Source organism: Pelagibius sp. 7325, assembly GCF_037652055.1.
Lineage (GTDB): Bacteria > Pseudomonadota > Alphaproteobacteria > Kiloniellales > Kiloniellaceae > Pelagibius.
Genome location: NZ_JBBKAH010000013.1, coordinates 14,625 through 26,763 on the forward strand (window position 1 = coordinate 14,625; position 12,139 = coordinate 26,763).

General features: G+C 64.3%; 11 protein-coding genes. All 11 read left to right on the top strand.

Going from position 1 to position 12,139, the window contains the following annotated elements; translation table 11 throughout:
- The first annotated feature begins 63 nt into the window (after window positions 1-63).
- Window positions 64-1,884 carry an STT3 domain-containing protein gene (locus WDC82_RS22805; RefSeq protein WP_340119722.1) on the top strand — a complete coding sequence of 607 codons (1,821 nt, stop codon included), beginning with the start codon at window positions 64-66 and terminating at the stop codon, window positions 1,882-1,884.
- Between the two features lie 93 nt (window positions 1,885-1,977).
- A complete protein-coding gene (locus WDC82_RS22810; protein WP_340119723.1) occupies window positions 1,978-3,027 on the top strand; it encodes a glycosyltransferase family 2 protein in 1,050 nt (349 codons plus the stop codon).
- 219 nt (window positions 3,028-3,246) lie between these two features.
- Complete coding sequence (locus tag WDC82_RS22815) at window positions 3,247-3,441, top strand: Flp family type IVb pilin (protein ID WP_340119724.1); 195 nt, start codon at window positions 3,247-3,249, stop codon at window positions 3,439-3,441.
- 156 nt (window positions 3,442-3,597) lie between these two features.
- Entirely contained in the window at window positions 3,598-4,107 is a 510-nt protein-coding gene (locus tag WDC82_RS22820; RefSeq protein ID WP_340119725.1) for a prepilin peptidase, read from the top strand.
- Between the two features lie 111 nt (window positions 4,108-4,218).
- On the top strand, window positions 4,219-5,124 hold the full coding sequence (cpaB, locus tag WDC82_RS22825; protein WP_340119726.1) for a Flp pilus assembly protein CpaB: 906 nt from the start codon (window positions 4,219-4,221) through the stop codon (window positions 5,122-5,124).
- The gene (locus WDC82_RS22830) at window positions 5,125-6,495 is read left to right on the top strand and encodes a type II and III secretion system protein family protein (RefSeq protein WP_340119727.1); all 1,371 of its coding nucleotides are present in this window, start codon (window positions 5,125-5,127) and stop codon (window positions 6,493-6,495) included.
- Window positions 6,496-6,507: 12 nt separating this feature from the next.
- A complete protein-coding gene (locus WDC82_RS22835) occupies window positions 6,508-7,236 on the top strand; it encodes a CpaD family pilus assembly lipoprotein (protein WP_340119728.1) in 729 nt (242 codons plus the stop codon).
- Window positions 7,233-8,510: an AAA family ATPase gene (locus tag WDC82_RS22840; protein WP_340119729.1), complete on the top strand. Its 1,278-nt coding sequence runs from the start codon at window positions 7,233-7,235 to the stop codon at window positions 8,508-8,510. Before WDC82_RS22835 ends, WDC82_RS22840 begins: the two co-directional genes overlap by 4 nt.
- Before the next feature lie 5 nt (window positions 8,511-8,515).
- Window positions 8,516-10,159 carry a CpaF family protein gene (locus tag WDC82_RS22845; protein WP_340119730.1) on the top strand — a complete coding sequence of 548 codons (1,644 nt, stop codon included), beginning with the start codon at window positions 8,516-8,518 and terminating at the stop codon, window positions 10,157-10,159.
- Window positions 10,156-11,166, top strand: coding sequence for a type II secretion system F family protein (locus WDC82_RS22850; protein ID WP_340119731.1), 1,011 nt, complete (start codon window positions 10,156-10,158; stop codon window positions 11,164-11,166). The genes WDC82_RS22845 and WDC82_RS22850 overlap by 4 nt, the downstream gene beginning before the upstream one ends.
- A complete protein-coding gene (locus WDC82_RS22855; RefSeq protein ID WP_340119732.1) occupies window positions 11,163-12,137 on the top strand; it encodes a type II secretion system F family protein in 975 nt (324 codons plus the stop codon). Before WDC82_RS22850 ends, WDC82_RS22855 begins: the two co-directional genes overlap by 4 nt.
- Window positions 12,138-12,139: the final 2 nt, after the last annotated feature.

Consider the following 12,139-nt stretch of genomic DNA (forward strand, 5'->3'; position numbering starts at 1 on the left):
CCCTCCTCGAAACGCGGCGGCACCATGTCATCCTTTCGCCGAAGAGCAACCTGGCCGGTTCGCTTGCTGCCCCTGCTGGTCCTCATCGCCTGCTGGGCTCTGCTGCACACCGCGCTGGTCGTGCTCGGCGATCAGCCGGGCGCGGAGTTCGGGCTGACCGGCCCGGACAGCTTCATGCGCATGGTGCGCGTGACGGAGCTGTGGAATCAGGGACAGTGGTTCGACACGACCATCGAGCGTGCCAATGCGCCCTACGGCGACAGCCTGCACTGGACCCGTCCCTTCGACATTCTCCTGATTCTGCTGTCCCTGCCGTTGAGCCTCGTCATGGGCGGCGCAAATGGGCTCCACCTTGCCGGCGTGCTGGTTTCCCCGCTGCTCCAGCTCGCCACGGCACTTCTGATGATTTGGACGCTCAGGCCGCTGGTCCGCCCGAACACCTGGTTCGTTCCCGCGCTGGCCGCCCTGATTCAGCCCTCCGTGCTTGCCTATTCCATGGTGGGCAAGGCGGACCACCATACCTTGATGATTCTGGGCTTCGTCGCGACGGCCGGCTTCATGCTGCGGGCCCTGCGCAATCCGCTCGACTCGCGCCCTGCCCTTTTGGCCGGCCTGGTCGTCGGTCTCGGGATCTGGGTATCGGTGGAGTTCTTCCTTGTCGCCGGCGTCTGCCTGGCCGCGCTGGGTCTGGCCTGGCTGTTCGGCGAACGCGACAGGGCGGCCCAGAATAAATGGTTCGCGCTGGCCATGAGCGGCGTGCTGCTGGTGGCGCTGGTTGTCGAGCGGCCCTTCGCTCAGATCCTCGAAGCCAGCTATGACAAGGTGTCTTCCGTTCACTACCTGCTGGCTGTGTGCATCCTGCTGTTCTGGCGGTGTGTCGAAAGTGCCGAGCTTCGCCGAGGGACCACGATGCGCTTCGTCGGCCGCGCGGCAGCGGCCGTGGTGGGTTGCGGCTCGCTTGTCGTGCTGGTCGCCGTGGTCCATCCGCTGTTCTTTGCCGGTCCGATGGCCGAGGTCGATCCGCGCATTCTGCCGATCTGGCTGGACGGCGTCCTTGAGATGCGCCCTCTCTTCCCGAACGGTCCGGAAGGAACCGCCCGCTTCATCCTCTACCTGGGTGGCGTCGTTCTCGTCGTCCCGTTCATCGGCCTCAAGCTCCTTTCCGAAGGGTTCCGCTCCGACCGCTTCTTCGCGCATCTCTTCATCCTGCTCTGCTGCGTCGTGATGACGGCTGCCGCGCTGCCGCATATGCGCTTTGCCGGCTATCCCGAGATCGCCTTCCTCATCGCCTTCTCGGTGGTTCTGGACGACTTCCTGCACTGGACCGCCCGTATCGGCAACGACCTGCCCCGCGGCTTCCTGCGGGGCGGCTTTATTGCCGTTCTGCTGCTGGGCCCGGTCCTGGTCGGCATCACGTTGCTTGCCAAGCAGACGACCGTTACAGCGACAGCCGCAACCGGCACCGTCGCCCCGCAGCGCTGCGACGTGCCGGCGATCGCCCGCTATCTGGAAAGCGATCCGCGCTGGACGCAGGCACCGCTGACCATCCTGGCCTTCATGGACATCGGGCCGGAGCTCCTGTACCGCACGCGCCACCGGGTCATCGGTACGCCGTACCATCGCAATGGTGGCGGCATCTTCGACGGCTACCAGGCCCTGGCCACCAGCGACGAAGCCACAGCGCACGCCCTCATCGGGCGGCGGCAGGTCGATCTGGTTCTGTTGTGCGGGGTGGCGGCCGAGGAAGCGTTCTATACGTCACCGGATGGTAAAGAGAACCTTTACCAACGCCTGGCGCGCGGCGACGCGCCGAACTGGCTTGCCGCCGTAGAGGTCCCCCCGGCGCTCGCCCCGCAGGTCCGCTTCTATCGAGTCATCCGCTGAACGTCCACCGAGCGGCCAGGCCAGGGCATTAGGGAAATATTGAGCGTATTCGCTCAGACTTCCCGCCGACTTTCATTCAGCAGGTAAGCGACGGTGCAGCGAAATCCGGTCCACGCACAGCAAGCGGCCCTGTCCGCCGCCTGGGAGCCAGGGTCTCCCCGCATCGCCGTGCTGCTGCCTTGCTACAACGAAGAAGCGGCGATCCCCCGCGTGGTAGCCGACTTTCGAGCAGCCCTGCCGCAGGCGCGCATCTACGTCTACGACAATGCCTCCACGGACCGCACCGCCGACGTTGCCGCCGCGGCCGGCGCCCTGGTCATGCGCGAACCACTGCGCGGCAAAGGCAACGTGGTGCGCCGCATGTTCGCCGACATCGAAGCCGATATCTACGTTCTGGCTGACGGCGACGATACCTATGATGCCGCAGCCGCGCCCGATCTGGTGGAAACGCTGTGCCGCGAGCAGCTGGACATGGTCAACGCAGCCCGCGTCAATACCAGACACGAGGCCTACCGCCGCGGCCACAAGCTGGGCAATCGCTTGTTCACGCAGATTGTCAGTGGCCTCTTCGGCAAGCGATTCAACGACATCCTCTCGGGCTATCGTGTGTTCTCGCGCCGTTTCGTGAAATCCTTTCCCGCCCTGTCCCAGGGCTTCGAGATCGAGACCGAGCTTACGGTCCATGCCCTGGAGCTGCGCATGCCGGTCGGCGAAGTCATGACGGACTACAAAGAGCGGCCGGAGGGGACGCAGAGCAAGCTCAACACCTTCCGCGACGGGCTGCGGATTCTCATGACTATTCTGCGCCTGACGAAAGAGGAGCGGCCCCTGGCCTTCTTCTCGGCCGGCGGCACGTTGCTGGCCTTGGCGTCGCTGGTGCTGGCCTTTCCGCTCTTCGTTACCTACTTCGAGACTGGGCTGGTGCCCCGGCTGCCGACGGCCGTGCTGGTCTGCGCCCTCAATATTCTGGCCTTCCTCAGCTTCGCCTGCGGTCTGATTCTTGATTCGGTTTCCCGCGGAAGGCGGGAAATGAAACGCCTGCACTACCTGGCGCTGCCCGCCCCAGTGCCGCAGCCACGGCCAGAAGTGATGCAAGAGGCAGAGGACCGCTCTCAGGTCTCCGCAAACGCGCTGGCCATTTAGAGTCCTGGCTCGACTATCTCTTTGTAAGTGCGTTATTTTCCATTCAATAAATTTTTAATCAATAGTATTTGCAATTTAACGAAGTATTAGATCAATAAAACCATGATGCGATTGAACTATTTTTCTGCACGCACGACTGAAAGCCTGTTCGTTTTACCTTTTTTTAATAGGGGTCGAGCATTATTCGTCTCGGATATGCGTGCATAGGAGGTCGCAATCATGATCAACACGATTAAGAATTTTCTGAACGATGAATCCGGCGCCACGGCCATTGAGTACGGTCTGATCGCCGCCCTTGTTTCGGTCGCCGCCATCGCTGCCCTGCAGTCCCTCGGTGGGTCCCTGCAGAGCATCTTCGGCGTCGTGTCCACTGAGCTGGGCAACGCGGCTGCCAACGCCAACGCCGGCAGCTAACCCTCGGATCCAGCGGATCCTTCGGGATCCGCTGCTTCAATCGAAGAAGATAGGGCCCGGGGCTGAGTCCTCGCGGCCCTATCTTTCTTTCGGGCGACCCCGTGTGAACCTGTGGTCTCACACGCGAGATTAGACGTTTAGTCGAAGGGCGATGCGATGGACTTCGGTGCAGCGACGGAGATGTTCGCGATTCTCGGCTTTGCCGCTCTGCTGATTGCGGCGGCGGCGAGTGACTGGCGCAAGCTCCTTATTCCCAACCGCTACACGGTAGCGATAGTGGCTCTGTTTCCCGCTTACGTCATCGCGTCAGGCGGCGATGTCGCCTGGCAGGCTCACCTCATCTGCGGAGCCACTGCGTTTGCCGCCGGCTTCCTGCTGTTCACGATGGGTTTCTTCGGCGGCGGTGACGTGAAGCTGTTCGCGGCGGTGACGCTGTGGGCCGGGCCGGCGCTTTTCATGCCGATGCTCGCCTACACCGTAGTGGCGGGCGCTCTGCTGGGCTGTGCGCTTTGGGTTCAGTACCGCTTTCGCCGCGATAGCGTGCCTGCGGCGCTGAACTACGCGCTGTCGAACAACGTCGCCTTTTCCAAGTTACCGATGCCCTACGCGATTGCCATCGCAGCCGGCGGCCTGCATGTGGCGCTGCGGCTCTTCGCAGGGATTTAAGGCATGTGCAGTACGCTGCTCTCTATCGTCGCCCACGCCTCAACTGCCGCCGGAGATTCCGGCATCGGCGCCTTCGCCGCTCATTGCGCCTGCGCCTCGGAGAACTGATCGATGTCTGCCAGAAACATCATTCTCATCATCGCCGCGCTGCTGATTACCGCCGGAACCACCGTCGTTGCGCGCAACTGGATTTCCGCCCAGCGCGCCCAGCCGGTGGCAGCCGTCCAGGCGCCGCCGCCGCCTCAGGGCATCAAGGTGCTGGTCTCGAAGGTGCCTCTGCCCACAGGCTCCTTCATTCAGCCCGATCAGCTGCGCTGGCAGATCTGGCCGGACGACAACATTCCGGAGAACTATCTGACCGAAGAGGAAGCGACCCTCGAGAAGTACCAGGGCGCGGTGGTCCGCCGCGGCTTCACAGCCGGCGAACCGATCACCCCGACGCGCGTCATCGTGCCAGGGGAACGCGGCTTCCTTGCGGCCGTCATGCGTCCGGGTTTCCGAGCCATTGCGGTGCGCGTGAACGCCACCTCCGGCGTCAGCGGCCTCGTCTTCCCGGGCGACCGGATTGACATCATTTTGACACATCAGATCACCGACCGGACCGGCCCGGACCCGATCGAGCGCCGGGCCAGCGAGACGGTTCTGGAGAACGTGCGCGTGCTGGCCATCGACCAGCTGGTCGACGAGAACGCCGAGAAGCCCAGCTATGCCGACAACTTCACCCTGGAAGTGACGCCCAAGCAGGCGGAGATGCTGAACGTCGTGCGGGAACTGGGGGGCCTCTCCATCAGCCTGCGCAGCCTGGCAAAGGACGATGAGGAACTGGAGCGCCTGACGGCGACCGCGCCTGACGGCGAGGAGCCGGAGCTGGAGAACACCGATCCGGAGCGCGGCGACACCTACACCTGGGATACGGAGGTGAGCCGCCTGGTGGGCCTGCGCTCGGGCCATAAGGGCGGCAATAAGAAGGTTGTTAACATTACCCGTGGTAATCAAGTCGAACAGCAGCGCTTCTAGATGGGTACGGTTATGCGCGTGTTTTCAAGGATTTGGGTTGCCGCATTCATTGCGCTTGCGGTTTCCCTGACGGCCGGCGCGGCCCATGCCGCGCTGCAGGGCCGTGCTGTGCCCACCAATGGCGATCCCATCGGCATCGAACTCAACGAAGGCCAGCTGCTGCGGCTGGACCGCGGCATGGCGTCGGTCTTCATCGCCAACCCCGAAATCGCCGACGTGACGGCGAAGTCCGATCGCCTGCTGTATCTGTTCGGCCGCAAGGTCGGCACGACCACCCTCTTCGCGCTCGACGCCAACGACAACCTCATCGCCAACGTCACGGTGACGGTGAGCCACAGTCTGGCCCGCCTGCAGGGCGCCTTGGACGACCTGCTGCCGGATGGCCAGATCATCGCCTCCTCGGTGGACGGCGCCATCATTCTGACCGGAGCGGTCGCCAGCGCGACCGAGGCCGAGAACGCCCGCCGGCTGGCCACCCGCTTCATGGGGGACGGCGGCGAGGTCATCAACCGGCTCATGGTCACCGCGCCAAACCAGGTGAACCTGCGTGTCCGCTTCGCCGAGGTGTCCCGCGAGATCACCAACCAGTTCGGCTTCAACTGGTCTGCCTTCGTCGACGGCGGTATCCAGTTCGGCGCGGCGTCCCTGCTGCCCACAGCCGGCATCAACCAGATCGCCGCCGCCGGTGTCTTCGGCGACGGATCCTTCGAGGTGCTGATCGACGCCCTGGCCGAGGACGACCTGATCACCATCCTCGCCGAGCCGAACCTGACCGCGCTGTCCGGCGAAACGGCAAGCTTCCTGGCCGGTGGCGAGTTTCCCATCCCGGTGGCCGAGGACGAAGACACCATTACCGTCGAATTCAAGGAGTTCGGTGTCAGCCTCGCCTTCACGCCGGTCATCATCGGCCGCAATCGCATTTCGATGCGCGTCCGCCCGGAAGTCAGCCAGCTCTCCGCCGCCGTTCAGATCCTCGCCGGCGGCCTGTCGGTCCCTTCCCTGACCACAAGACGCGCCGAAACCACGGTGGAGCTGGCCTCCGGCCAGAGCTTCGCGATCGCCGGTCTCATCCAGGACAGCACCCGTCAGGAACACCGCAAGGTTCCCGGCCTCGGCGACCTGCCCATCTTGGGCGCCCTGTTCCAGAGCGACCGTTTCGAGCGCAACGAAACCGAACTGGTGATCATCGTCACGCCCTACGTCGTGCAGCCGGTCGACGCCGATCAGCTGCGCACGCCGCTGGAGCCCTATCGCGCGCCGCCGCTGGCCTCGAACGCCGACGAAGGAACGTCTCAGACCGTGCCGGTGAACCCCGCCCAGGCGACCAATCTCGGCGGCGCCCAAACCAACACCGGATTCATTCTGGACTAGGAAACGACTGCGATGCTGCGTCAAATGCGAACGAAGCTGGCCGCTGCCTTGTGTGTCTCCCTGGCCGCCGCCGCCTGCGCCGGCGATCCCGACCGCAGCCCGGAAACCCAGGCCGCCGCGGACGTCATCAACGTCGTCTTCCATCACGGCAAATGGCGTCAGGTCCCGGCTACGCCGGAGAATCACGCCGAAGCCATCGTCTTCGAGCAGCGCGTGGCCTTTGCCGCCGATACCGCCTTGCTGGACCGCAGCGCACGCCAGGCGATCGACCGCCTGCTGACCGAAGCCGATCCTGCCCCCGGCAGCCTGATCCGCCTCAGCGTCGCCGGCAGCCAGGACGACACCGCCACCTTTGACCGGATGACGCTGCAGCGTCTGGAAAGCATCCGCTCCGCCCTGGTCAACAGGGGCTATGAGAGCGCCCTGGCGGACAGCAGCGTCGCCCGCGTCGCCGCCCTCCAGCCGCACGAGATCGGCCTCACCGTCGCCAAGATGGTCGCCGTGCTGCCGGACTGCGACCAGGAGCAGCCGCTGGAGCCCGATCCGCCCGTCTATGAGCGCAGCTTCGGCTGCAGCACGGCCTATAACCTGGGCGTCATGATCGCCGACCCGGCCGATCTCGCGCGCGGCCGCACCCTCGACCCCGCCGATGCCGAACGCTCGGGCGTTTCGGTGCAACGCTACCGCGTCGACGATCCCATTCTCGAAGATATCCTTCAAGAGGACACCAAGTCCCAATGAGCGTAGCGGATCGTATCCTGGCGCAGAACCCGGCAACATCCGTCGCGGCTGAATGCGTCGCCTTCGTCGGCGACAACCAGACCCACTCGGTCGTCGCCTCCGTTCTGAAGGAGTATTTCGCCGAACCGCTGGTGCGCGACGGCGGAACCAATCAGGCGATCGAGTATCTCGGCAGCACTCCGGCGCCGTCCGTGCTCATCGTCGACGTGTCGGAGGCGGCTTCGCCGCAGACCGCCATGCTTTCGCTGAGCGCCGCGGTCCCTGAGAAGACGAAGGTTATCGGCATCGGCTCGATCAACGACATCTCGGTCTACCGTGAGATCGTTGATTCGGGCGCCTGCGACTATCTGGTCAAGCCGGTCACCGAGAAGGCGCTGGCCTCGGCGCTGAATCGCACCGAAGAATCGACCCAGCCGCATGTCGTCGAAAGCACTCCGGAACAGAAGACCCGCATTGCGGTGATCGGCTCGCGCGGCGGCGTCGGTGCCAGCACCCTGGCCGTCAACCTTGCCTGGATTCTGGCCGAAGAGCGCAAGTACAAGACAGCGCTCATCGACCTCGATCTGGAGTTCGGCACCATCGCGCTGTCTCTCGACCTGGAGCCGACGCGCGGCCTGCGCGAGGCCCTGGAGAACCCGGCACGCGTCGACGGCCTGTTCATCGCCAGCGCCACCGCCAAGCTGACCGACAACCTGTCGATCATGGCCACCGAGGAGAATCTGACGGCGGAAGCTCAGTTCAATCCGAATGCCGTAGACGCGCTCTTCGAGGCGCTGGGCCGGATCAACGACGCCATCGTTATCGACGTCCCGCGCTCGTCATACGCCGTGCGCCGACGGGTTTTCGAGGCCGCCAGCGAAATCATCCTGGTCACCGAATTGAACCTCTCCGGCCTGCGCGACTCGCTCCGGCTGCTGCAGGGCGTCAGGGAAGTTGCGCCCGATACGCCGGTACGGATCGTCGCCAACCGCGCAGCCGGCCCGAAGCAGGCCATGCAGCTGCGCGACTTCCAGAAGGCCCTTGAGCACAAGGTCGACCTGCAACTGCCCGACGAGCCGAAGGTCTTCAACGCAGCCGCCAACACCGGCAAGCCGCTGGCCCAGTCCCATGCCCGCGCCAAGGTCTGCAAGGCCCTGCGCAAGCTGGCCGGCGAAATCCAGATGCCGGAAAAGAAGACGGCCACACAGCTGCAGACCAAGGGCAAGGCCGCGGCCAAGGGCAAGAGCAATCAGAAGAAGCCGTCGGGCCTGAGCGGCCTCTTTAAGCGGAGCTGACGGTCGTGGCGGGGGTTGTCATCGACGGTCCGTCCAACGGTCCCAGCGAGCAGGCCATCTCGGACGAGAGTCTGGAGGCCTACCGCCGTCAGCTGCAGCCCAAGGTTCTCGCCCTCTTCGGCGACGACGATCTCTCGAGCATCCCGCGGCCCGAACTCGCTCTGCGGATCGGCAATCTGCTGAGCTACGAAGTCGAACGTAGCGGCACCAAGCTAGGACTGCTGCAGCGGCGCAAGCTCGTCGCCGGCCTGATCGACTGGTTGCTGCAATGCAGCGCCATGCAGCCGGACGAACGCAACGAGCTCTTTGCCGTCGCCGAAATGCCGGAAGCCCGGCCCGGCGCGGTGACGCCGCCCGAAGGACATCCCAAGGGTAAGGCAACATCCCATTCACCGGTCGTCTCGGCCGCCAAGAACAAAGTCCATCCGCTGGTGATGGAACGCCTGGACGTCTCTGCGGCATCGCAGCTGCCGCGCGACGACCTGACGCGTCAGATCGGCGAAATCGTCCGCGAAATCGTTCTCGACGAGAAGCTCAACCTCAACGCCCCCGAACAGCAGGCGATCGTCGACATCATGCTCGACGACATGCTGGGCCTGGGTCCGCTGGAGCCGTTGCTGGCCGACGAGGCGATCACCGACATCATGGTCAACGGGCCGAAGCAGGTCTATGTCGAGCGCCGCGGCAAGCTGGAGCTGACCGACGTCACTTTCCAGAATGACGAACACGTGCTGAACATCGCCCGGCGCATCGTCTCCCAGATCGGCCGCCGTGTCGACGAGACAACGCCGCTGGTCGACGCACGCCTGATGGACGGCAGCCGCGTCAATATCATCATTCCGCCTCTCGCCATCGACGGCCCCTCCATCTCGATCCGCAAGTTCTCAAAGAAGGGCATCACGCTGGACGTGATGATGCGGCAGAACAACATTTCCCAGGCGATGGCGACAGTGATGAAGATCGCCGCGCGCAGCCGGCTCAACATCCTCATTTCCGGCGGCACAGGCTCGGGCAAAACGACCCTGCTGAACGCGATGTCGCAACTGATCGATCCGGGCGAGCGCATCGTGACCATCGAGGACGCCGCCGAGCTGCAGCTGCAGCAGCCGCATGTGGTGCGCCTCGAGACCCGGCCGCCGAACCTGGAAGGCAGCGGCGAGATCACCATGCGCGACCTGGTGAAGAACTCACTGCGTATGCGCCCTGATCGAATCATCCTGGGCGAGGTCCGCGGGTCCGAGGCGGTCGACATGCTGCAGGCCATGAATACGGGCCACGACGGCTCCCTCGGTACGCTCCACGCCAACCGGCCGCGCGAGGCGCTGACCCGCCTCGAGAACATGATCGGCCTGGCTGGCATCAATCTGCCGGCAAAGGCGGTGCGCACCCAGATCGCATCGGCTGTCGACATGATCGTCCAGATCTCCCGCATGCGTGACGGTATGCGCCGCGTTACCCATATCGAGGAGATTGTCGGTATGGAAGGCGAGATCATCACCACTCAGAGCCTCTTCACCTACGAGTTCCAGGGCGAAGGCAAGGACGGCATGCTGCTCGGCAACTTTAAGTCGTCCGGCCTGCGCCCGCACTTCGCACCCAAGGCGGCCTATTTCAGCCTGGACAAGCCGTTGCTGGAGGCCATGGGATGAGTGGCGGCTTTCCGTTGACGCTCGGCGCAACCCAGATCGAGTGGCTGCTGATCGCGCTGCCCACCCTCGGCATGCTGGTGCTCTTCATGCTGCTCTTCGGCGGCAGCCCGGTAGAAAAGCAGACGCGCCGGCGCATCGACCGCATAAGGCGAACCAATGCGCCAGCGCTGACGCCGCAGCAGGCCGTGTCGATCCGCCGGGCCGACAATGAAAGCGGCATCGCAGTGCTCGACAGCCTGGTCCGGCACCTGGTGCCCCGCCCCGAGCTGCTGCGCCTGCGCCTGTCCAGTGCCGGGCTCAAGACGACGCTTGCGAAGTACGTGCTGATTTCGTTTCTGCTGGGCTTGACCACTTTCGGGCTTCTGATGTTCCTGAAGCTGGTCGTTCCGCTCGTTGCCGTGCTGACGGCGCTGGGTACCGCCATCATGCTTCCGCACCTGATCGTCGGCTTCATGGTGGCCCGGCGCCGCAACAAGTTCGTCGCCCACTTTCCCGAGGCGATAGACCTGATGGTGCGCGGACTGCGCTCCGGTTTGCCGATCACCGAGTCGATCCGTACCGCGGGCGCGGAGATCGTCGACCCCGTGGGCATCGAACTGCGCCACGTCACCGATTCCGTGCGTCTCGGCGCCAAGCTGGATGAGGCGCTTTGGGACTGCTCCCGGCGCATCAACATTCAGGAGTTCAACTTCTTCACCGTCGCGCTCTCGATCCAATCCGAGACGGGCGGCAACCTCGCCGAGACCCTCTCCAACCTGTCCGACGTGCTGCGCCGCCGGCGCCAGCTCAAGCTCAAGATCAAGGCGCTTTCTTCCGAAGCCAAGGCCAGCGCCTACATCATCGGCTCGCTGCCCTTCGTGATGGCCATCCTGATCTATCTCGTCAACGCGGACTATATTGACGATCTGTGGTACGACCCGCGCGGGCCTTTCCTGGTGGGGCTCGGCTTCCTCAGTTTCGCCATGGGCATCGGCGTCATGTACAAGATGGTGAAGTTCGAGATATGACCTTCGCCGACCTTCTACCCGACGGCATGACCGTCGAAGAGCTCCTGATCGCCATGTCGTCGATCTCGGTGCTCGTCAGCGTCCTGGCCGTCTGGTATACTTTCCTGCATCGTGACGCGACGGCGCAGCGCGCGCGCATGATCGCGTCACAGCGCCGCGACATGCGCAGCACCGTGATGGGGCCGCGCCGCCGCGAGGCACACCAGCCCAGCATGACCATCATGCGCAGCGTCGTCGAGATGCTGAAGGTGCTGCGCAGCGCACAGGCCAACAAGGTCAGCCTCAAGCTGATGCGGGCGGGCTGGCGCAGCAAGGACGCGCTGGTGCGCTTCTTCTTCGCCAAGTTTGCCCTCCCCTTCATTTTCGGCGGCATCGCCGTCCTCATGCTCTACGTCCTCGACGCTTATGCCATGACGGAAACGTCGAAGGCCATTTGGGCGCTGGGTGCCACGCTCGGTGGTGCCTACCTTCCCGACATCCTGGTCTACAACGCCGCGACCAAGCGGCGCGAAGCGATCCGGAAGTGCCTGCCGGACGCGCTGGACCTGATGGTGATCTGCGCGGAGGCGGGCCTCAGCCTCGATGCCACGCTGCTGCGGGTCGCCGACGAAATGCAGAAAACGGCGCCGGAACTGTCGGACGAGTTCAGCCTGACCGGCCTTGAGCTCGGGTTCCTGCCGGACCGCCGCACTGCGATGCAGAATCTTGCCAAACGCACGGACCTGACGGTGTTGCGGGGCATGGTCGGCACCTTGCTGCAGGCCGAGCGCTACGGCACGCCGCTGGCGCAGTCTCTGCGTGTTCTGTCCGCCGAGTCCCGCGAGGAACGCGCTATGAAGGCGGAAGAAAAAGCAGCCCGGCTGCCGGCGCTGCTGACCGTGCCGATGATCGTCTTCATCCTGCCGCCGCTCTTTATCGTGCTGATCGGCCCTGCGATCCTGCGCACGATCGACGCACTCAGCAAGATGTAACG